General features: G+C 74.1%; 19 protein-coding genes. 6 read left to right on the forward strand and 13 right to left on the reverse strand.

Translation table 11 applies throughout. The features are described from left to right. Positions 1-4: 4 nt before the first annotated feature. Complete coding sequence (gene cydB / locus AC54T2_RS15620) at positions 5-1,024, forward strand: cytochrome d ubiquinol oxidase subunit II (protein ID WP_496666625.1); 1,020 nt, start codon at positions 5-7, stop codon at positions 1,022-1,024. After that, positions 1,021-4,404, forward strand: a complete 3,384-nt coding sequence (gene cydD, locus AC54T2_RS15625) for a thiol reductant ABC exporter subunit CydD (RefSeq protein WP_496666626.1) — start codon at positions 1,021-1,023, stop codon at positions 4,402-4,404. The genes cydB and cydD overlap by 4 nt, the downstream gene beginning before the upstream one ends. Here the strand turns inward: cydD and AC54T2_RS15630 are convergent. From AC54T2_RS15630 to dapA, 3 genes are all read right to left on the reverse strand, one after another. Beyond that, complete coding sequence (locus AC54T2_RS15630; RefSeq protein WP_496666627.1) at positions 4,364-6,145, reverse strand: ATP-binding protein; 1,782 nt, start codon at positions 6,143-6,145, stop codon at positions 4,364-4,366. The two genes, cydD and AC54T2_RS15630, sit on opposite strands and share 41 nt — an antisense overlap. A gap of 84 nt (positions 6,146-6,229) precedes the next feature. Further along, positions 6,230-7,915, reverse strand: a complete 1,686-nt coding sequence (locus AC54T2_RS15635) for a ribonuclease J (RefSeq protein ID WP_496666628.1) — start codon at positions 7,913-7,915, stop codon at positions 6,230-6,232. Positions 7,916-7,941: 26 nt separating this feature from the next. Beyond that, on the reverse strand, positions 7,942-8,832 hold the full coding sequence (dapA, locus tag AC54T2_RS15640) for a 4-hydroxy-tetrahydrodipicolinate synthase (RefSeq protein WP_186341926.1): 891 nt from the start codon (positions 8,830-8,832) through the stop codon (positions 7,942-7,944). Positions 8,833-8,916: 84 nt separating this feature from the next. Between dapA and AC54T2_RS15645 the strand changes: the two genes are divergently transcribed. Further along, positions 8,917-9,249 (forward strand): TfoX/Sxy family protein, encoded by a 333-nt coding sequence (locus AC54T2_RS15645; RefSeq protein ID WP_496666629.1) that lies wholly within the window; start codon positions 8,917-8,919, stop codon positions 9,247-9,249. Positions 9,250-9,262: 13 nt separating this feature from the next. On the opposite strand, the gene AC54T2_RS15650 is transcribed toward AC54T2_RS15645, so the two are convergent. The 9 genes from AC54T2_RS15650 to gcvT form a co-directional block, all read right to left on the reverse strand. Then, on the reverse strand, positions 9,263-9,673 hold the full coding sequence (locus AC54T2_RS15650) for an NUDIX hydrolase (RefSeq protein ID WP_186341924.1): 411 nt from the start codon (positions 9,671-9,673) through the stop codon (positions 9,263-9,265). 261 nt (positions 9,674-9,934) lie between these two features. Continuing rightward, positions 9,935-10,297: a GntR family transcriptional regulator gene (locus AC54T2_RS15655; protein WP_496666630.1), complete on the reverse strand. Its 363-nt coding sequence runs from the start codon at positions 10,295-10,297 to the stop codon at positions 9,935-9,937. Further along, complete coding sequence (locus AC54T2_RS15660) at positions 10,294-10,809, reverse strand: dihydrofolate reductase (protein ID WP_496666631.1); 516 nt, start codon at positions 10,807-10,809, stop codon at positions 10,294-10,296. Before AC54T2_RS15660 ends, AC54T2_RS15655 begins: the two co-directional genes overlap by 4 nt. Continuing rightward, positions 10,806-11,615, reverse strand: a complete 810-nt coding sequence (locus AC54T2_RS15665) for a thymidylate synthase (protein ID WP_489976147.1) — start codon at positions 11,613-11,615, stop codon at positions 10,806-10,808. Before AC54T2_RS15665 ends, AC54T2_RS15660 begins: the two co-directional genes overlap by 4 nt. Before the next feature lie 22 nt (positions 11,616-11,637). Further along, positions 11,638-12,615, reverse strand: coding sequence for a zinc-binding dehydrogenase (locus AC54T2_RS15670; RefSeq protein ID WP_496666632.1), 978 nt, complete (start codon positions 12,613-12,615; stop codon positions 11,638-11,640). 116 nt (positions 12,616-12,731) lie between these two features. Further along, the gene (locus tag AC54T2_RS15675) at positions 12,732-13,496 is read right to left on the reverse strand and encodes a class I SAM-dependent methyltransferase (protein ID WP_496666633.1); all 765 of its coding nucleotides are present in this window, start codon (positions 13,494-13,496) and stop codon (positions 12,732-12,734) included. Between the two features lie 24 nt (positions 13,497-13,520). Beyond that, a complete protein-coding gene (locus AC54T2_RS15680; RefSeq protein WP_489976150.1) occupies positions 13,521-14,384 on the reverse strand; it encodes a hypothetical protein in 864 nt (287 codons plus the stop codon). Between the two features lie 91 nt (positions 14,385-14,475). Next, positions 14,476-14,727, reverse strand: a complete 252-nt coding sequence (locus AC54T2_RS15685; RefSeq protein ID WP_186341918.1) for a hypothetical protein — start codon at positions 14,725-14,727, stop codon at positions 14,476-14,478. A gap of 1 nt (position 14,728) precedes the next feature. Then, complete coding sequence (gene gcvT / locus AC54T2_RS15690) at positions 14,729-15,838, reverse strand: glycine cleavage system aminomethyltransferase GcvT (protein ID WP_496666634.1); 1,110 nt, start codon at positions 15,836-15,838, stop codon at positions 14,729-14,731. 54 nt (positions 15,839-15,892) lie between these two features. Here gcvT and AC54T2_RS15695 point away from each other — a divergent pair, with 54 nt between their 5' ends. Beyond that, positions 15,893-17,410 carry a leucyl aminopeptidase gene (locus tag AC54T2_RS15695; protein ID WP_186341916.1) on the forward strand — a complete coding sequence of 506 codons (1,518 nt, stop codon included), beginning with the start codon at positions 15,893-15,895 and terminating at the stop codon, positions 17,408-17,410. On the opposite strand, the gene AC54T2_RS15700 is transcribed toward AC54T2_RS15695, so the two are convergent. After that, positions 17,407-17,766, reverse strand: coding sequence for a hypothetical protein (locus tag AC54T2_RS15700; protein ID WP_241005385.1), 360 nt, complete (start codon positions 17,764-17,766; stop codon positions 17,407-17,409). The two genes, AC54T2_RS15695 and AC54T2_RS15700, sit on opposite strands and share 4 nt — an antisense overlap. A 148-nt stretch (positions 17,767-17,914) precedes the next feature. Between AC54T2_RS15700 and lpdA the strand changes: the two genes are divergently transcribed. Further along, positions 17,915-19,303, forward strand: a complete 1,389-nt coding sequence (gene lpdA, locus AC54T2_RS15705) for a dihydrolipoyl dehydrogenase (RefSeq protein WP_496666635.1) — start codon at positions 17,915-17,917, stop codon at positions 19,301-19,303. A gap of 47 nt (positions 19,304-19,350) precedes the next feature. Beyond that, the gene (sucB, locus tag AC54T2_RS15710) at positions 19,351-21,348 is read left to right on the forward strand and encodes a 2-oxoglutarate dehydrogenase, E2 component, dihydrolipoamide succinyltransferase (protein WP_496666636.1); all 1,998 of its coding nucleotides are present in this window, start codon (positions 19,351-19,353) and stop codon (positions 21,346-21,348) included. The last annotated feature ends 80 nt before the right edge of the window (positions 21,349-21,428 follow it).

Raw genomic sequence — 21,428 nt, forward strand, 5'->3', positions numbered from 1 at the left:
CACCATGGAACTGACCACCGTCTGGTTCGCCCTGATCGCCGTGTTGTGGGTCGGCTACTTCTGCCTGGAGGGCTTCGACTTCGGCGTCGGCATGCTCCTGCCGGTGCTGGCCCGCGACGAGACCGAGCGCCGCGTCATGATCAACACCATCGGCCCGGTGTGGGACGGCAACGAGGTGTGGGTGCTGGTCGCAGGCGGCGCCACCTTCGCGGCCTTCCCCGAGTGGTACGCGACGCTGTTCAGCGGGTTCTACCTCCCGCTGCTGCTGATCCTCGTCGCGCTGATCGTGCGCGGCGTCTCCTTCGAGTACCGCCACAAGCGGGAGGAGATCGCGTGGAAGGGGCGCTGGGACCAGGCGATCATCTGGGGGTCGTTCGTGCCCGCCGTGCTCTGGGGCGTCGCGTTCGCCAACATCGTCGCGGGCGTGCCGATCGACGCCGACAAGGAGTTCACCGGCAGCATGCTCACGCTGCTCAACCCCTACGGGCTGCTCGGCGGCCTGGTCACGCTGACGCTCTTCGCCACGCACGGCGCCCTGTTCGTCGCCCTCAAGACCGACGGCGACATCCGCCACCGCGCCCGCGCCCTCGCCCTGCGGATCGGCGTGCTCGCCGCTGTGCTCGCCGTGGTGTTCCTGGTCTGGACCCAGCTCAAGACCGGCGACACCCTGAGCGCGATCGCCTTCGCGGGCGCCGCCCTCGCCCTCATCGGCGGGCTCGTCTCGGCCGCCGCGGGCCGGGAGGGCTGGGCCTTCACCGGCACCTTCGTCACCATCGCGCTGGCGGTCGGCGGGCTGTTCCTGGCGCTGTTCCCCGACGTGATGCCCTCGACGACCGACCCCGCCTTCTCGCTCACCACCACCAACGCGGCCGCGACGGCCTACACGCTGAAGGTGATGACGTGGGTCGCGGTGATCTTCACCCCGATCGTCCTGGGCTACCAGGCCTGGACCTACTGGGTGTTCCGCCGGCGGATCTCCACGCACCACATCCCCACCGCGGTCCTCGCGGAATCCCCCCAGTGAAGCCGCTCGACCCGGCCGTCCTCACCCACCTCCGACCCGCTCGCGGCGCGCTGGCCGTCGTCGTCGCCGGCGGGATCGTGGGCGGCGTCGCCACGGTGGCGCAGGCGTTCGCCCTCGGGGCGCTCGTCGTCGCGGCCGTCTCGCCGCCCGACGGTGGGTGGCAGACCGCCGCCTGGGCGTTCGGTGCGGCCGTGCTGGTGCGCACGCTCGCGGCCTACGCCGGCCAGCGGGCGGCGGCGCGCGCCGGGGGCGAGGTGTCGGGCGCGCTGCGCCAGCGGCTGCTGGACGCCGCCCGCCGCACCGACGGCGTCGCCCCGGCCCGGCTCGTCGTCCTCGCCACGCGCGGGGTGGCGGGCGTCGAGCCCTACGTGACCCGCTACCTGCCGTCCCTGGTGCCGGCCGCCGTGCTGCCGGTCCTCACCCTCGCGGCGATCACCTGGCTCGACCCGCTGTCGGGCCTCGTCGTCGCCCTCACCCTCCCCCTCATCCCGGTCTTCGCGGTCCTCGTCGGGCTCACCACCCGCGACCGCGCCCGGACGCAGTGGCGCGCCCTCGAGGCGCTCTCGGGCCACTTCCTCGACGTGGTGCGCGGCCTGCCGACGCTCGTCGCGCACAACCGCGCGGAGGCGCAGGTCGCGACGATCCGCTCGGTCACCCACCGCTACCGCCGCGCCACGGTCGACACCCTCCGCCTCGCGTTCGCCTCCTCGTCGGTGCTCGAGCTCGTCGCGACGCTGTCCGTGGCGCTGGTGGCCGTGACCGTGGGCCTGCGGCTCGCCTCCGGGTCCGTCGGCTTCGAGGTCGCCCTCACCGTCCTGCTCCTCGCCCCCGAGGCCTACTGGCCGCTGCGCCGGGTCGGTGCCGAGTTCCACGCCGCCGCCGAGGGCACCGCCGCCCTGGCCGACGCCGACGCGCTCCTCGCCGAGGCCGCGGGCGACTCCCCCGCCGCCGCCGCGCGGCCCGACTCCCCGGCGCTGGCGACGAGGGGCCTCGAGATCGGCTACGCCGGCCCCCTCGCGGCACCCCTCACCGCGCCGCTCGACCTCGACCTCCCCCTCCGCGGGCTGGTCGCCGTCGCCGGTCCGTCCGGGTGCGGCAAGTCCACCCTCCTGGCCACCCTCCGCGGCGAGCTCGCCCCGCTCGCGGGCGACGTGCTCGTGGGCGGCACCGCGCTCGACCAGGTCGACCCGGCGTGGTGGCACGCGCAGGTCGCCTGGGCGCCGCAGCGGCCGTTCCTGCTCGCCGACACGATCACCGCCAACGTCCGGCTCGGCCGTCCCGGGGCGAGCGACGCGGAGGTCCGCGAGGCGCTGCGCAGCGTCGGGATGGACGACGTCGTGCGCGCCCTGCCCGACGGGCCGGCCACCGTGCTCGGCGAGGACGGAGCCGGGCTGTCCGCGGGCCAGCGGGCCCGCATCGGGCTCGCCCGCGTCGTGCTCGCCGATCGCCCGGTCGTGCTCCTCGACGAGCCCAGCGCCCACCTGGACGAGGAGACCGAGCAGGTGCTGCTCGACACCCTGGCCGTCCTCGCCCGCCGAAGCCTGGTCGTCGTGGTCGCCCACCGCCCGGCCGTGCTCGCCGCCGCCGACCGCGTCGTACGCCTGACCCCCTCCCCCGCCGCCGGGAGCGCCGAGCCCACCGGGGCCGTCGGGCCCCCCGAGGCTGCCGAGGCCGCCGCAGGCGCGCCCGCCGATCGCCCCGCGACCGCGCCCGTCGTGGTGGCCGCCGAGGACGACGACGCCCGACCCCGCTGGGGACTCCGGACCGCCACGGTGCTCGGCGCGCTGTCCACCGCCTCCGGCGTCGCGCTCACCGCCACCGCCGGCTGGCTGATCACCCGCGCCAGCGAGCAGCCGCCCGTGCTCTACCTCATGGTCGCGATCGTCGGCGTGCGCCTCTTCGGCCTCGCCCGGCCCGTGCTGCGGCACGCCGAGCGCGTGCTGAGCCACGACGTGGTGCTGCGCGAGCTGGCCGAGCGGCGGGCCGCCGTCTTCGCCGACCTGGTGCCCCTCGTTCCCGGTCGCCTCGGGCCACGCCGTGGCGACCTGCTCACCCAGGTCGTCGACGACGTCGACGCCCTGCTCGACGACCGCCTGCGGGTCCGCCAGCCGGTCGTGACCGCCGTGCTGGTCGGCGTGGCGGCGGCCTGCCTCGCGGCACTCGTGTCCCCCGTCGCCGGCGCCGTCGTGCTGGCGGTCGCGGCCACGGGCGGCCTCGCCTTCGTGCTCGCGCGGCGCGGCACCGCGGCGGCCGAGCCGCAGGTGGTGGCCCACCGGGCGCTGCTGGGCACCCGGGTCGAGGAGCTCGTCCACGGCGTGCGCGAGCTCGAGCAGTGGGGCGCGACCCAGCGTGCGCTGGACTCCGTGCGGGCGGAGTCGGACGCGCTCTCGCGCGCCCTGCGACGCTCGGCGCGCGCCGTCGCGGCCGGCACCGCCCTGACCACCGTGGCGGCGGGTGCCGGCGTCGTCGCGGTCGCGGCGCTCGTCGACCCGTCGAGCACCACCCCGGCCCGCCTGGCCCTGCTGCTCCTGGTGCCGCTGGCCCTGGCCGACGCCACCGCGACCCTCGCCGACGCCGGCGCGCTGGCGGTCCGCGCCCGCGCCGCGCGCGAGCGCCTCGACCGGCTCGCCCAGACTCCCCCCGCGGTCACCGACCCCGACGTGCCCGCCGCGATGCCCGAGGCGTACGACGTCGCGATGCACCACGCCGAGCTCGGCTGGACCGAGCGGCCGGCGCTGGCGCTGGAGCACCTCGCGCTGCGTCCCGGTGAGCACCTCGGCGTCACGGGGCCGTCCGGCTCGGGCAAGTCGACGCTCGCCGCCACGCTGGTCCGCTTCATCGACCCCCTCGCGGGAGAGGTCATGCTCGGCGGCACCGACCTGCGGCGGCTCGCGCTCCACGACGTACGCCGGCGCGTGGGGCTCGTCGACGACGACCCGCACGTCTTCGCCTCCACCGTCGCCGAGAACGTCCGGCTCGCGCGCCCCGGGGCCGACGACGACGCGGTCCGCGCCGCGCTCGACCGCGCGTCGCTCGGCCCCTGGGTCGACGCGCTCCCGGCCGGCATCCACACCCACGTCGGCGACGGCCGGCGCGAGGTGTCCGGCGGCGAGAGGGCGCGACTGGCGCTGGCCCGCTCCCTGCTGGCGGACCCGCCCGTCCTGGTCCTCGACGAGCCGACCGCCCACCTCGACGGCCCGACCGCTCGCGCCGTCGCCGACGAGATGCTCGGCTCCGCCGCGCGCGCGGGCCGCTCGATCGTGTGGATCACCCACGGCACCGTGGGCCTCGACGCGATGGACCGGGTGGTCCACCTGGAGCCGGGGGCGGCGCCCTCGGTCAGTGGGCGTGCTCTCGCGAGGAGCGCAACGGCAGGGTGAAGCGGAAGGTGCTCCCCCGGTCGAGCTCGGAGGACACCGACAGCGTGCCGCCGTGCGACTCCGCGATGCGCTGCGCGATCGGCAGCCCCAGCCCGGTGCCCGGCACCGACAGCGCGTTGGGGTTGGTGGAGCGGTGGAACGCTGAGAACACGCTCTGCTGATCGGCCGGGGAGATGCCGATGCCGGTGTCGGTGACCTCGACGCTCACCTCGTCGTCGCCCACCGACATGGCCACGGTCACCGCGCCGTCCTCGGGGGTGTACTTCACGGCGTTGTCGACCATGTTGTCGATGACCCGGGCGAGCTCCTCGGGATCGCCGAACACCACCACGGACCCCAGGGCGGGGCGGTCGAAGCGCAGCCTCACCCCGGCCTGGTTGGCCCGGATGCTCAGCAGGTCGACGCTGGCCTCGCACAGCTCGGCGAGGTCGACCGCACGCCGCACGGTCTCGCGCCGGCCCTGGATGCGGGAGTAGTGGAGCAGGTTGGCGACGAGGTTGTTGAGCCGGCCGGCGTTGCGGATGATCGCGTCGATCGACGCCAGCTCGGGATGCCGGTCGGCGATCAGCTCGGCGTGGCCGAGGATCGCGGTCAGCGGCGTCTTGAGCTCGTGGGAGATGGTCGCGATCAGCTCGCTGCGGTAGCGGGCCAGCTCGCGGAGCTCCTGCACGAGGCGCTGCTCGGTCTCCAGGACGCGGGACGCGCGCACGGTCTGCGCGACGAGCCTCCCCACCTCGAGCACCGCGTCGGCCTCGGCCGGGGTGACCGGGCGCGCCCGTCCACCGAAGCCGAGCACGAGGTAGCCGACGAGGTCGTCCTGGGAGACCAGCGGGCACACCAGCACCCGGTCGACCCGCAGGCCTCGCATCAGTCGTTGCAGGCCGGCCGCGCTCCGCGGCAGCTCCTCCGGCGTCTCGTCGTCGACCCCGAGCTCGAGGAGCACGAGCCGGTCCGCGAGGCGGGTGAGGTCCTCGCGGAGCCCCGGCACGTCATGCTCGGGAGTGAAGGCGTGCGGGGCGCCGACGCCGAGCTCGCTGCCCTGGGCATCGCTGGGGAAGGTGCGCACCACCGTCTGCACGGTGCCGAGCGACTCGGCGACGGCCACCACGGCCGCCCCGAGCGCCTGGGCGAGGTGCTGCGCGGTGGCGGCGCCCGCGACCGTGGTGAGCATGCGGTCGAGGCGTACGCGGTCGGTGAGCCGCTCCCGCTCCCGGGCGTTGGAGAGCGCCACGCCGGCCTGCACCGCGAACATCTCCAGCAGCTCGCGGTCGGCCTCGTCGGGCACCCGTTCGTCGGCCGGCAGGTCGACGGCCATGTTGCCCAGCAGCTCCCCGCCCGCCGAGTAGAGCGGGGCGTAGAGCGCGTGCTCGGGGTGCCACGCCTGCGGGTCGGGGACGGGGTCGAGCTCGGGGATCCACGCCGCCTGCAGGCGCTCGGGCGACATCCGTCCGGCCGGGACGAAGCGGAGGATGCCCCACTTGTCGGCCTCGCGGAACTCGTCGAGGATCTGCTCGGCCGGGGTGCGGCGGTGCAGGATCTGCGCGACCACCTCGGGCGGTCCGGCGACGTGGGTCATCACGAGCGCGTCTCCCTCGAGCCGGGCGATCGCCGCGACGCCGTAGCCCAGCACGTCGACGACGCCGTGCGCGATCTCCTCGAGGATCACCTCGGTGTCGGTGGAGGAGTTGACCCGCCGCATCAGCTCGGCCAGCCGGCTGAGCGCGCCCTGGTTGCGCGGCATCCCCACCTCCCCTCGACGCCGACCGGCGCCCTGGTCCCTGTGCTGCCGGTCCCGCCCGGGGTCCTGCGTCGATGCTAGGGCCCGTCAGGCCTCGATCACCACAGGGATGATCATCGGACGACGCCGGTGCGCGCGGTTGACCCACCGGCCGACCACGCGGCGCACGGTCTGCTGGAGCTGGTAGCTGTCGTTGGTCCCCTCGGCGACGGCGGCGTCGATGGCGTCGATGATCGGCTGGCGGATGTCCTGGAGCGTCGCCTCGTCCTCGGCGAAGCCGCGGGCGTGGATCTCGGGCCCGGAGACGACCTTGCCCGTCACCGAGTCGACGACGACGATGACCGACAAGAAGCCCTCCTCGCCGAGGATCCGGCGGTCCTTCATCGAGGCCTCGGACACGTCGCCGATCGTGGTGCCGTCGACGAACACGTAGCCGACGTCGACCTTGCCGACGATCCGTGCCACCCCGTCGATGAGGTCGACGACGACCCCGTCCTCGGCCAGCACGACGTTCTCGACGCCGGTGGCGCGCGCGAGCTCGGCGTTGGCCCGCATGTGGCGGAACTCGCCGTGCACCGGCAGCACGTTGCGCGGCTTGACGATGTTGTAGCAGTAGAGGAGCTCGCCGGCGCTCGCGTGACCCGACACGTGCACCAGCGCGTTGCCCTTGTGCACGACGTTGGCGCCCAGGCGCGAGAGCCCGTTGATCACCCGGTAGACGGCGTTCTCGTTGCCGGGGATCAGGGAGCTGGCCAGGATGACGGTGTCGCCCTCCTCGAGGTGGACGAAGCTGTGGCTGCGCTGGGCGATCCGGCTCAGGGCCGACAGCGGCTCGCCCTGCGAGCCGGTGGAGACCAGCACCTGCTTCTCCGGCGGCAGGTCGGCGAGCTCCTTGGCGTCGACCATCACGCCGGGCGGGACGTTGAGGTAGCCGAGCTCCTGGGCGATGGCCATGTTGCGCACCATCGAGCGGCCGACGTAGCCGACCTTGCGACCGTGCGCCACGGCGGCGTCCAGCACCTGCTGGACGCGGTGCACGTGGGAGGCGAAGCAGGCGACGATGATCCGCTGGTCGCTCTTGGCGAAGACCCGCTCCAGGACCGGCGAGATGTCCTTCTCCGAGGTGGTGAAGCCCGGCACCTCGGCGTTGGTGGAGTCGGTGAGGAAGAGGTCGACGCCCTCGTCGCCGAGGCGGGCGAACTCGTTGAGGTCGGTGATCCGGCCGTCGAGCGGGAGCTGGTCCATCTTGAAGTCGCCGGTGTGCAGCACGACGCCGGCACCGGTGCGGATGACGACCGCGAGCGCGTCGGGGATCGAGTGGTTGACTGCGACGAACTCGAGCACGAACGGGCCGAACGTGATCGTCTGGCCCTCGGCCACCTCGTAGTGCACCGTCTCCTTGAGCCGGTGCTCGCGCAGCTTGGAGCCGAGCAGCGCCAGGGTCAGCTTGGAGCCGACGAGCGGGATGTCGCCCCGCTCGCGCAGCAGGTAGGGGGTCGCGCCGATGTGGTCCTCGTGACCGTGGGTGAGCACCAGCGCCTCGACGGCGTCGAGGCGGTCGCGGATGGGCGCGAAGTCGGGGAGGATCAGGTCGACGCCGGGGTGGTGGTCCTCGGGGAACAGCACGCCGCAGTCGACCAGCAGCAGCCGGCCGTCGTACTCGAACGCGGTCATGTTGCGGCCCACCTCGCCCAGTCCGCCGAGAGGGATGACCCGGAGGCCTCCTGCCGGCAGTGGGGCGGGCGCGCTCAGGTCGGGGTGGGGATGGCTCAAGGGATTCCTCGTGTTGGTGTGGTCGATCAGATCAGGCCGGCGGCTGCCAGGCCGGTGCGCAGCGCAGCGACCTCGTCCTCGTCGAGTGCGACGAGCGGGCCGCGGACGCGGCGGTTGTCCAGCACCCCGAGCAGCTCGAGGGCTGCCTTCGCGGTGGTGGCTCCGTAGTTGGGGACGCCCATGACGGCCGCGAAGGCCGGCACGAGCGCCGTGTGGATGCGCAGGGCCTCGGCGTGGTCGCCGCGGACCCAGGCGTCGATCATCGACGCCAGCTGGTCGCCCGCCGCGTGGCCGACGACCGAGACCAGGCCGACGCCGCCGTAGGCGAGGTAGCCCAGCGTGGCGACGTCGTCGCCGGAGTAGACGGAGTAGCCCATCTCGGTCAGCTGCGCGGCGCGGGGCAGCAGGCCGGAGGCGTCCTTGACCGAGGCGACGTGGTCGTAGCGCCGCATCGCCTCGTAGGTGTCGAGCTCGATGAGGCTCGCGGTGCGACCGGGCACGTCGTAGAGCATGACGGGCAGGTCGGTCGCCTCGGCCACGGCGGAGAAGTGGTGGCGCAGGCCGACCTGGCCGGGCTTGTTGTAGTAGGGGCTGACCAGCAGCACCCCGTCGACGCCGATCTTCTCGGCCTGGCGCGCCAGCTCGACCGAGTGGGCGGTGGAGTTGGTGCCCACGCCGGCCACCACCGTCGCGCGGTCGCCGACCGCGTCCTGGACGGCTCGCAGGATCTCGCCGTCCTCGGCCACCGACGTCGTCGGGCTCTCGCCCGTCGTGCCACTGACGACCACACCGTCGTTGCCGTGGGCGACGAGGTGGGCGGCGATGCGCCCGGTGCCCTCGAGATCGACGCTGCCGTCCTCGTGGAACGCGGTGGCCATCGCGGTGAGGAGGCGACCGAACGGGGCGTTGGAGCTCATGGTCGAAGGTTATCGCCCCACCTCCGCGCGAGTCGCGGCGCCGAGCCGCACACGGGTGTCGGCGGGTCGCCCCATACTGGGCCGATGGCGTACGACGAGGTGCTGGCGCAGCGGATCGACGAGCTCCTGACGGGCGAGCAGGGCCTGACGTCGAGGAGGATGTTCGGCGGCCTGGGCTACCTGGTCGACGGCCACATGGCGGTGGCCGCCGGCAGCCAGGGCTCCCTCATGGTGCGAGCCGACCCCGCCGACGCCGAGGCGTGGGTCGACGGCGCCGCGGTGAGCCCGATGGTGATGCGCGGGCGACCGATGGCCGGCTGGCTCCTGGTGGCCGCCGAGGCGCTCGCCACCGACGACCAGCTGCAGCTCTGGCTCGACCGCGGCGTGGGCTACGTCCGCACCCTCCCGCACACGTAGGGGCCGGCCTCCGTCAGCGCGCGGCGACCCGGGCCCGGAGCACCGGCAGCACGTGGTGCTCGAGCATCGGGGCCAGGTCGTCGGGGTGGTCGTCGAGCGGGGTCCAGCGCACCTCCGCGATCTCGCCCGCCGCGACCGGGTCGGCGTCCGACTCCACCCAGAAGACCGTGGAGTGCAGCGAGTGGCCGGGCTCGTTGGCCGCCTCGGAGAGGAACTCGCCCAGGAGGGTCGCCGACCCGATCTCGAGGCCGACCTCCTCGCGGGTCTCGCGCAGCGCGGCGTCGCGGGCCGACTCCCCCGGCTCGAGCTTGCCACCGACCAGCATGAAGCGTGCCGTCCCGCGCTTGCGGACCGTCAGCACGCAGCCGTCGCGCACCAGCGCGACCGCGGCGACGACGATGTGCCTGTCGTCCGTCTCGTCCATGGCTCGAGCATCCCATCCCACCGCAGCCCATCCCACCGCAGCCCATCCCGCCCGGACGGCACGCAGCCACCCTGACGGGGCTTACCCGCGGGTGGCTGCGTGGTGCTGCTCGCTGGTCCGTCAGCCGCCTCTCGGCGAAGGGCCGCTCGCAGCGGCGAAGGGTGAGGCCCGGGGGCATGATGCGGAGCCAGCTGTCCATACCAACGACCACCCGAGCACGGTCATTCCCGCGCATCGGCGCGCATCCACGGGGACGACCCCCTACGACCCCAGCGCGCGGCGCACCGCCGCGAGTGCGTCGGCCTCGGACGCGCCGAGCGAGCGGACCGTGTCGGCGTACGACGCCGCGGCCTCGCGCAGCGTCCGCTCCACGCCCGCGCCGCTCACGTACGTCCCGGCGCGCCCGCGGGTCTCGACGACCCCGAGGGCCTCGAGCTCCTTGTAGGCCCGCGCGACGGTGTTGGGGGCGAGGTCGAGGGAGGTGGCCAGGCTGCGGACCGGCGGGAGCCGGACGCCGGCAGCGAGCGCGCCGGAGTCGACCTGCGCCCGGATGGCCTCGCGCACCTGCTCGAAGGGCGGCACGCCCGACGCGGGGTCGACGGCGATCCGCACGGCGGGGCTCACGCCGCGGGCTCCATGCGCTCGAGCCACACGCGGTCGTAGCCGTCGAAGCGCTCGCGCCGCGTCTCGACCCACTCGTCGGCCGGGAACTGCGGGTAGTGCACGTCGCCCTCCGGCTCGAGGTCGACCTCGGTCAGCACCTGGTGCGTCGCCCAGGGCAGCAGCGCGGCGTAGACCTCACCGCCACCCGCGACCATCAGGTCGCCGGGCTGGGCGCCGGCGAGTGCGAGCGCCTCCTCGACCGTGTGGGCGACGAGCACGCCCTCGTGCGACCACCCGAGGTGCCGGGTCAGGACGATCGTCGTGCGCCCGGGCAGGGGGCGGCCGATCGACTCGAAGGTCGTGCGACCCATCAGCAACGTGTGGCCCCAGGTGAGCTCCTTGAACTGCGCCTGCTCGCCGGGCAGCCGCCACGGGATGTCGGGACCGTTGCCGATCACCCGGTTGCGGGCGTGGGCCGCCACCAGCACCACGCGCTGCTCGGGCCGGAGCGATCCGGTCGCACCGCCGGTCATACGGCGATGGGGGCCTTGATGCCCGGGTGGGGGTCGTAGCCCTCGACGGCGATGTGCTCGAGGTCGAAGCCGTCGATCTCCGTCACGGACGGGTCGAGCACCAGGCGCGGCAGCGCGCGTGGCTCGCGGTTGAGCTGGAGGCGGGCCTGGTCGACGTGGTTGAGGTAGAGGTGGGCGTCGCCCATGGTGTGCACGAAGTCGCCGACCTCGAGCCCGGTCACCTGCGCGACCATGTGGGTCAGCAGGGCGTAGGACGCGATGTTGAACGGCACGCCGAGGAACGTGTCGGCCGAGCGCTGGTAGAGCTGGCACGACAGCCTGCCGGGGCCGGCCGGGGTGGGCTCGACGTAGAACTGGAACAGCGTGTGGCACGGCGGCAGCGCCATGTCGTCGACGTCGGCGACGTTCCACGCCGAGACGATGTGGCGGCGCGAGTCGGGGTTGGTGCGGATGCCGTCGACGAGCCGGGCGATCTGGTCGACGTGCCGCCCGTCGGGCGTGGGCCAGGAGCGCCACTGGTAGCCGTAGACCGGGCCGAGGTCGCCCTGCTCGTCGGCCCACTCGTCCCAGATCGTGATGCCGCGGTCCTGCAGCCACTTGACGTTGGTGTCACCGCGCAGGAACCACAGCAGCTCGCCGAAGACCGAGCGCGTGTGCACCTTCTTGGTGGTCACCAGCGGGAAGCCCTCCGCCAGGTCGAAGCGCATCTGGTGGCCGAAGACGCTGAGCGTGCCGGTGCCGGTGCGGTCGGTCTTCTCCACGCCCTCGTCGAGGATCCGCTGGAGCAGGTCGAGGTAGGCGCGCACGGGGCGACTCTACGACGCAGGCTCAGGTCAGCAGCACAACCTTGCCGGTGGTTCGTCGCTCGGACAGCGCCCGGTGCGCCTCGGCTGCCTCGGCGAGGGGGAACCGGGTGGTCGCGGGCCGCCACTCGTCGGCGGCGAGTCGATCCACCGCCTCGCGTGCCAGCCCCTGGATCCCGTCCGGCCGGGCGAACATGCGGGCTCCGATGGCGGCGGTCACCGCGACCCCGCGCTCGAACACGTCCTGCGCCGACAGGGCGATCGCCTCGCCGGCCGTCCAGCCGAACATGACCAGCCGGCCGCCCGGAGCGACCAGGTCGAACGCGGCCCGGCCCACCGTGCCGCCCACCCCGTCGAGGGCGACGGTCACCGGGCGCTCAGCGCCGAGGAGGGCAGCCACCTCGGCGGGCCACCCGGGCTCGAGGTAGTCGACCGGGTGCGCGCCGTACGACGCCACGAGCGCCGACTTGGCCGCACCGCCGGCCACCCCGACGACGCGGGCGCCGGCCTGCACGCCGGCCTGGACCAGCAGCGTCCCCAGCCCACCGGCCGCGCTGGTGACCAGCACCGTGTCGTCCGGCCCGATCGCCGCCTCCTCGAGGATGCCCAGCGCGGTGCGGCCGGTCCCGACCATCGCGACCGCCTCTGCCTCGTCCACGTGCTCGGCCAGGGGGATCAGCGCCGCGGCAGGCGCCAGAGCGCGCGCGGCGTAGCCGCCACTGAGCACACCGAGGTGGGCGACCACCCGTCGACCGAGCCAAGACCCCTCGACGTCCGGCCCGACCGCGTCCACCACCCCGGCGACCTCGCGGCCGGGCGTCATGGGCAGCGCCGCTCGTCCGAAGGGACCGGCGACGCCCTCACGCAGGGTGGCGTCCAACAGGTGCACGCCGGCTGCGGACACGGCGATCCGCACCTGTCCCGCCGCCGGGTCCGGCTCGAGGACGTCCTCGAGCACGAGCACCTCCGGACCGCCGTAGGCCCTCTGCACGATCGCCTGCATCACGTCGGTCCTCGCTCGGTCGTCCTCGGCTCCTCCATGCCCAGGACGCTAGGAGCTCACGTGGACGTGAGGTCAAGCAGTCGCCGCACGAGGCGTGCCACCGGGGCACACCCCGTTCAGGACCGCGGCAGCCGGGCCTCCACCAGCACGCACTCGACGTCGAAGGCGTGGTGCGGGCCGAGGGCGTCGTACGCCGACCGCAGGCGGGCCCGCACGGCCTCGGGCTGGGCGCGCCACGCAACGCCGAAGTTGCCCACCGTGGTCAGACCGCACCAGAGGTCGTCGGCAGCGACGCGCCACGTCCACGAGCGGGCGCCGGCGGCGGTGACCGTGAGCCCGGCTTCGGCGAGGATGCCGGCGAGGCCGTCGGCGGAGCGCTCGAAGTCGCGCTCCGGCGCGAGCCGCGGTGACGCCACCCGCCGGGCGCCGGCGGCGTCGAGGAGCCCGCCCCACATCACCGCCTGCGGCGGCGGGGTCGCTCCCCAGATCGTCGCGCGCACCACCGCCCCGGGCGCCGCCACGCGCGCCAGCTCCCGCGCACCCGCGCGGGGGTCCTCGACGTGGTTGAGCACGAAGGCGGCCGTCACCACCTCGTAGCCGTCGTCGGCCATCGGCAGCTCGGGCAGGCCTCCCACGAGGACGTGCTCCCGGCCGAGGGCGGCAGCGGCCAGCCCGGCCATCTCGGGGTCGGGCTCGACCCCGACGGCGTCGTGCCCGGCCTGTCGTGCGGCTCCGACCAGCGCGCCGGTGCCGCAGCCCACGTCGAGCAGTCGCGCGCCGCGCGGCAGCCCGTCGAGGAGAGCCGGGATCGTGCCGGCACAGAGGCCGGCGAAGCTGCGCGCGTACGCCTGCGCCACGCCCGTCCAGAGTGCCTCCGCCACGAGGCGTGACCCTAGCGGTGGGGCTCAGCGCAGCAGGATGGTGCCGCCGGCGACGACGGTCACCGGCTCCCCGCACGCCGTCGGCGTACGGCACACGACGAGCGCCCGCCGGCCGGACTCCGACTGCCGGACGGCGTCCTGCGCGCCGTCGCGGCGGGAGGAGTCGATGAGGTGTGCCCAGCCCCCGTCGGCCATCGGCACGCTCTGCACCAGCACGTCGTAGGGGCCGAGCGCGACGACGGGTGGCGGCACCGGCACGTCGTCGAGCGCCGCGGGAGCCTCCTCCACCGGCTCGACGCCGCCCTCGGCGTCCACGCGGAGCACCTCACCGGACCGGAGCCGGGCGACCACGGCGGAGCCGTCGGCGACGAACGCCTCCACCCCGCGCAGCCCGACGACCACGTCCGCCAGGTGCAGCTCGCCCTCGGCGTACCACGCGACGGGCAGCGGGTTGGCCTCCTCGCGCACCGGGGGCGGCGCCGGCCGGGCGGCCCACCACGCCCACCCGGCGGCGAGCACCGCCGCGACCGCGACGCCCGCGAGCGCGCGGCGCGCCGCCAGCCGGCGACGTGCGGCCCGCACCCGCTCGGCCCGCTCGAGCCACCGTTCGGGACCGTCGCCGGGGTCGCGCGGGCCGAGTCCGTGGGGCGCCGGCTCCCCGGGCCGGGGCGCCAGCGCGGCCCGCTCGCGGGCCTCGGCCCACAGGGTGACGTCGACCTGCTCCTCGCGCACGCGGCGCCGCCACGAGCGCCGCGCGGCCACCAGGGTCTGGGCGACCGCGAGCCGCGCGTCGTCGGGCGCGACGCCGTCCTCCTCCAGGCCGGCGACGAGGTCGGGCCAGCGCGCGTCGACGTAGGTCTCGAAGTCCGACCCGTCCGCCGTGCCCACCTCGGTCCCCTCCCGTGCGTTCCTCGACCTCGCGTGCGGTCTCCCGGCTCGGCCTCGGGAGGCGTTCGGGGCCGGGGCCGGGGCGGATGGGTCAGGCGCTCAGCGACATCGGCCCGTAGACCTGGCGGTCGTGCTCGAACAACGTCACCGCGGCGACGCCGTGGTCGGCGAGGTCGGCCCAGATCTCGCCCACCCACGACTCAGCGTCGCCCTGCGTGGCGAACCGCTGGTCGGAGTGGCCGGCGACCTCGACCTCGGCGCCGGCCGCGTCCTCGAGGCGCCACCACCAGGGCCGGTCGGCGGCCGAGGGCTGGCGGAAGGTCGGGGGCTGTCCGGGGAGCACGTCAGGACTCCTTCACGGACGGGTCGACGAAGGGCGGCTTGACCAGCTGGAAGACCTCGCGCCGCCCACGGATGTCGACGCCCACCTCGGCGTCCTCGGCGACCATGGTCGGGATCAGCGCCAGGCCGATGCCCTTCCTCAGCGTCGGGGAGAACGTGCCGGACGTGATCTCGGCCAGTGGCACGTCGGGGGTCAGCGAGACGCTCATCCCGGGTCGGGGGATGCCTCGGCCGACGGCGAGCAGCCCGCGCAGCCGGCGCATCGGCCCCTCCTCCTTCACCTTCCGCACCGCGTCGCGGCCCCAGAAGGCGTCCTTCCTCCACCCGACCGCCCACGAGAGGCCGGCCTCGAGGGGGTTGGTGTCGAGACCGACGTCCTGGCCGTGGAGGGGGTAGCCCATCTCGGTGCGCAGCGTGTCGCGCGCACCGAGCCCGCACGCGACGATGCCCCACTCCTCGCCGGCGGCCATCAGGTCGTCCCACAGCCGTCCGGCGACGGAGTTGTCGACGATCAGCTCGTAGCCGCGCTCGCCGGTGTAGCCCGTGCGGCACACCACGACACCGACGCCGGTGTCGTGCAGCTCGGACTCGACGAAGGACATGTACTCGTGCCCGACCGGCAGCCCGACCTTCTCGAGCACCTCGTCGGACCGGGCGCCCTGCACCGCCAGCACCGCGTAGTCGTCGTGGTGGCTGACGACCTTCACGCCCTCCGGGGCCGCGGCCTGCAGCCGCGCCACGACCTCGGCCGTGTTGGCCGCGTTGGGGACGAGCAGGACGTGCTCGTCGTCGTGCCAGTAGGCGATGAGGTCGTCGACGATGCCGCCGGACTCGTCGAGGCACAGCGTGTACTGGGCCTTGCCCGGCCGGATCTTGGCCAGGTCGTTGGACAGGGTGGCGTTGACGAAGTCGGCCGCACCCGGGCCCGACACCATCGCCTTGCCGAGGTGGCTCACGTCGAAAACGCCGACCGACTCCCGCACCGCCGTGTGCTCCTTCACCACGCCCGTCCGGTACTCCAGGGGCATCGACCACCCGCCGAACTCGGCGAACTTCGCGCCGAGGCCCTCGTGACGGTCGTGGAGCGGCGACTGCTTGAGCGATGCGGCCATGGCGCCGAACCTACCGCAGCGTGCCGCCCGTCCCCCCTCGCCTAACATGCCCGGGTGACCACCTACTCGTTGCGCAGCGCCAGCCCCGCCAAGACCCGAGCCGACGCCGTCGTGGTGGGAGTGGTCACCGGCGCCAAGGGTCCACGGCTGTGCGACGCCGCCGCCGACATCAGCGAGGCCTACGGTCGCCGGCTGCGCCCCTTCCTCAGCACGATGGGCGTCACCGGCAAGGCCGGCGAGTCGGTCAAGGCCCCGACCCGCGACGGCGTCAACGCACCCCTGCTGGTGTTCGTCGGGCTCGGTGCCGACCAGGCCGACCCCGTCGCCGTACGCCGGGCCGCGGGCGTCGCCGCCCGCAGCGTGCCCAACGCCGCCTCGGTCGCCCTCGCCCTGCCGAGCGACACGCCCGAGCTGGTCGAGGCCGTGGTCGAGGGACACCGCCTCGGCGGCTACACCTTCACCGGCTACAAGTCCCGCCAGCCCGACACGTCCGCGCCCAACGACGTCGTGGTGCTCACCGGGATCGCCCGCCGCGCCGAGGCCGTCGCCGCCCTGGAGCGCGCCGAGGTGCTCGCCGACGCGGTCGCGCTGACCCGCGACTGGGTCAACACCCCGCCCCGCGACTGCACTCCCCCGCTCCTCGCCGAGCTCGTGCGCGCCGCGCACAAGGACGTCACCTCCGGCCGCGGCGCCCCCAAGGTCACGCTCGAGGTCTTCGACCACGAGCAGCTCGCGGAGATGGGCTGCGGCGGCATCCTCAGCGTCGGCGACTCCTCCGCCGCGCCCTCCCGCCTGGTCAAGCTCACCTGGGCACCGCGGGGCGCGACCGTGCACCTCGCGCTGGTCGGCAAGGGTGTCACCTTCGACTCCGGCGGCCTGACGATCAAGCCGTCGTCGAGCATGGTCAACATGAAGGGCGACATGGCCGGCGCGGCCAGCGTCGTGGCCGCCACCCTCGCGATCGCGCGGCTGGGCCTGCCGGTCAAGGTCACGGCGTTCGCCCCGATGGCCGAGAACATGGTCTCCGGCACCGCGACCCGCCCCGGCGACGTGATCACCATGCACAACGGCTCGACGGTCGAGATCGCCAACACCGACGCCGAGGGCCGCATGCTGCTCGGCGACGCGTTGTCGATGGCGGTGCAGGACGAGCCCGACGTCGTGGTCGACATCGCCACCCTCACTGGGCACATGCAGCTCGCCCTCGGCGACAAGGTCGGCGCCGTCATGGGCACCGACCCGGAGGTGCAGTCGGTCCTGGCGGCGGGCGCGGCGGCGGGCGAGCAGCACTGGCCGATGCCGATCCCCGAGGAGATGCACGAGCGCGTCACCAGCTCCAAGGTCGCCGACCTGCTCCAGCACGACTGGGTGCGCTGGGGCGGCGGGCTCTACGCCTCGGCGTTCCTGCGCGAGTTCACCGGCGGCCTGCCGTGGGCCCACCTCGACATCGCCGGCAAGGAGATGAACACCGGCGGCCCCTACGGCCACGTCCCGTCCGGCGCGACCGGCTTCGGCGTCACCACGCTCGTCGAGCTCGCCCGGTCGCTGGCCGAGGCCCGGTCGAAGGGCTAGATCCCCTCGGCCTTCTTGCGCCGGTTGTAGTCGCGCATCCGCTGCGGCACGCCGACCACCGCGGCGTCGTACGACGGCACGCGGTGGCGGTTGGCGAAGTCGTGGGCCCACCGGACGCTCGGCACCCGGCGCCGGGTCCACTCCCCGTCGTGGGCGACCAGCAGCAGCGTCACGTCGCTGACCGCCGTGCGCGGCTCGACGAACCCCTCGACCCCCTGACGGGTGGTGACGAACCGCTCGAGGTGTCGCACGTCCTCCCCGTCGGAGGCCCGCACCCGGGTGGACCCGGTGCGGGTGGCGTCCTGCGCGGGGGCGCTGGTGCGGCCCTTGCGGCGGAGTCGGTCGAACAGGCCCATGGCGCACATTGTGCAGGGAGGGGCCGCATCGCGCTCGCGATCGCCGCTTCGACCCACCCGACCCGGTGTGGACAGCGTCACGAAGAGTGCAAAGATGGACGCGCCCCGAGATGGTCGGTGCGAGTCGAGCACGTGTGGAGGGAATGCAGTGGCGGACGCTGAGTTCGACGTACTCGTGCTCGGGGCCGGATCAGGCGGCTACGCCTGCGCCCTGCGAGCGGCCCAGCTGGGCCTGAGCGTCGGACTCGTCGAGAAGGGCAACCTCGGCGGCACCTGCCTCCACGTGGGCTGCATCCCGACCAAGGCCCTCCTCCACGCCGCGGAGGTCGCCGACTCCGCGCGCGACGCCGCCCGGTTCGGCGTGACCGCGTCGCTCGAGGGCATCGACATGGCCGGGGTCAACGCCTACAAGGACAAGGTCGTCGACCGGCTCTTCAAGGGCCTCACCGGCCTGATAGCGTCGCGCGGCATCACGGTCATCCAGGGCACCGGCACGCTGAGCGGCCCGCGCGAGGTCACCGTCGACGGCACCGCCTACACCGGCCGGTCGGTCGTGCTGGCGTCCGGCTCCTACAGCAGGTCGCTGCCGGGCCTCGAGGTCGACGGCGACAAGGTCATCACCTCCGAGCAGGCGCTGCGTCTCGACCGCGTCCCCGCCTCGGTCATCGTGCTCGGCGGCGGCGTCATCGGCTGCGAGTTCGCAAGCGTGTGGAGGTCGTTCGGCTCCGAGGTCACCATCGTCGAGGCCCTGCCGCGGCTCGTGGCCGCCGAGGACGAGGCCTCCTCGAAGGCGCTCGAGCGCGCCTTCCGCAAGCGCAGGATCGACTTCCGCACGGCGACCTCCTACAAGAGCGTCAAGGTCACCGACACCGGCGTCGCCGTCACCGTCGAGGGCGCCACGGACGGGGAGAGCGTGATCGAGGCCGAGGTGCTGCTCGTCGCCGTCGGGCGCGGACCCGTCACCGACGGCCTCGGCTACGCCGAGCAGGGCATCGAGATGGACCGCGGGTTCGTGCTCACCGACGAGCGGTGCCGCACCAACGTCGAGGGCGTCTACGCCGTCGGCGACATCGTCCCCGGCCTCCAGCTCGCCCACCGTGGCTTCCAGCAGGGCATCTTCGTCGCTGAGGACATCGCCGGGCTCGACCCGCGCCCCATCGACGAGACCGGCATCCCGCGGGTCACCTACTCCCACCCCGAGATCGCGTCGGTCGGCCTCGACGAGGCGGCGGCACGCGAGCTCCACGGCGACGCCGTCACCACCCTGACCTACGACCTCGGCGGCAACGGCAAGAGCCAGATCCTGCAGACCCAGGGCTTCGTCAAGCTCGTCGGCCTCGTCGACGGGCCGGTGCTCGGCGTCCACATGGTGGGAGATCGCGTCGGTGAGCTCATCGGCGAGGCGCAGCTGATCTACAACTGGGAGGCGCACGCCGACGACGTCGCGCCCCTGGTGCACGCCCACCCCACGCAGAACGAGGCCCTCGGCGAGGCGCACCTCGCGCTCGCCGGCAAGCCGCTCCACGCCCACTCCTGATCCACCCGCGACATACCTCCCCAACCACACGCGAGCGAAGGAACCACATGGCCTCCGAAGTCACCCTCCCCGCACTCGGCGAGTCCGTCACCGAGGGCACCGTCACCCGCTGGCTGAAGCAGGTCGGTGACACGGTCGCCGTCGACGAGCCGCTGCTCGAGGTCTCCACCGACAAGGTCGACACCGAGATCCCCTCACCGGTCGCCGGCACGCTGCTGGAGATCAAGGCCAACGAGGACGACACCGTCGAGGTCGGCACGGTCCTGGCCGTGGTCGGCGAGGAGGGCGAGTCGGCCGGTGACGCCTCCGGGACGGCCCAGCCCGAGGCGCAGCCCCAGGACGACGCCGAGTCGGAGAAGAAGGCCGAGCAGGAGGAGCAGGTCGCCGAGGAGACCGGCGAGCTCCCCGACGGCGACCAGACCCCCGAGTCGGAGAAGGACGACGCGCCCGCCCAGGAGGAGCCCGCAGCCGAGCAGGCCGCGTCCGGCGACTCCGGCTCCGGCGACTCGTCCGGCGGTGGTGGCGGCGGCGGTACGCCCGTGACGCTGCCCGCGCTCGGCGAGTCGGTCACCGAGGGCACGGTCACCCGCTGGCTCAAGCAGGTCGGCGACGAGGTCGCCGTGGACGAGCCGCTGCTCGAGGTCTCCACCGACAAGGTCGACACCGAGATCCCCTCCCCGATCGCCGGCACGCTGCTGGAGATCAAGGCCGCCGAGGACGAGACCGTCGAGGTCGGCGCCGAGCTCGCGATCATCGGCTCCGGCGACGCCGGGTCGGGCGCGACGTCGCAGCCGCAGTCGGACCAGGCGCAGTCGGACCAGGCGCAGTCGGACCAGGCGCAGTCGGACCAGGCGCAGTCGGACCAGGCGCAGTCGGACCCGGCGCAGGCCGAGGACGACGCCCCGACGGAGGCCGAGCAGGAGCGGTGGACCGCCGAGGAGCAGGGCGAGCAGCCCCAGCAGGTCGAGCCCGAGGCCAAGGGCGAGGCGCCCTATGCGCCGGCCCCGCAGGGCGAGCCCGAGCCGCAGCGCACCGACGCGGCCGCGCAGGCCCCGTCGGGTGGCTCCTCCTCGTCGGCGTCCTCCTCCGACGGCGGTCGCGACCAGTCCGCGTACGTGACCCCGCTGGTCCGCAAGATGGCCGAGCAGCACGGTGTCGACCTCGCCTCGGTGCAGGGCACCGGCGTCGGCGGCCGCATCCGCAAGCAGGACGTCCTCGACGCTGCCGCCGCCGCCCAGCAGGCCAAGGCCCCGGCCGAGGCACCCGCCGCCGCGCCTGCTGCCGCCAGCGCTCCCCCGGCCGCCGCGGCTCCGTCGTCGACGTCGCCGTCGCCGCTGCGCGGCACCACCGAGCCGCTGTCGCGGCTGCGCAAGGTGATCGCCTCGCGCATGGTCGAGTCGCTGCACGAGGCCGCCCAGCTCACGCAGGTGATGGAGGTCGACGTCACCGTGATCGCCCGCCTGCGGGAGTCGGTGAAGGCCGACTTCCTGGCGCGCGAGGGCGTGAAGCTGACCTACCTGCCCTTCTTCGCCAAGGCCGCGATCGACGCGCTCAAGCTGCACCCCAAGCTCAACGCGGCGATCGACGCCGAGAAGGGCGAGGTGACCTACTACGACCGCGAGAACATCGCGTTCGCCGTGGACACCGAGAAGGGCCTGCTGACGCCGGTCGTCAAGGAGGCGGGCGACCTGTCGATCGCCGGGCTGGCGAAGAAGATCGCCGACGTCGCCGAGCGCACGCGCACCAACAAGATCACCCCCGACGAGCTGTCGGGCGGCACGTTCACCATCACCAACCTCGGCAGCTTCGGGGCGCTCTTCGACACCCCGATCATCAACAAGCCGCAGGTCGCCATCCTCGGCCCCGGTGCCGTGGTGAAGCGGCCCGTCGTGATCGACGACCCCAACCTGGGCGAGACGATCGCGGTGCGGCACATGGTCCACCTCTCGCTGACCTACGACCACCGCCTGGTCGACGGAGCCGACGCCGGCCGGTTCCTCCAGGAGGTCAAGAAGCGCCTCGAGGCAGGACAGTTCGAGGTCTGATCCGGCTCGCACGACGCCCCGCCCACGCCACGTGGGCGGGGCGTCGTCGTCCCGGGCCCGCCGGTGGCCGTGTCGACATC

The sequence above is a fragment of the Nocardioides sp. Z35_8 genome (assembly GCF_059621125.1).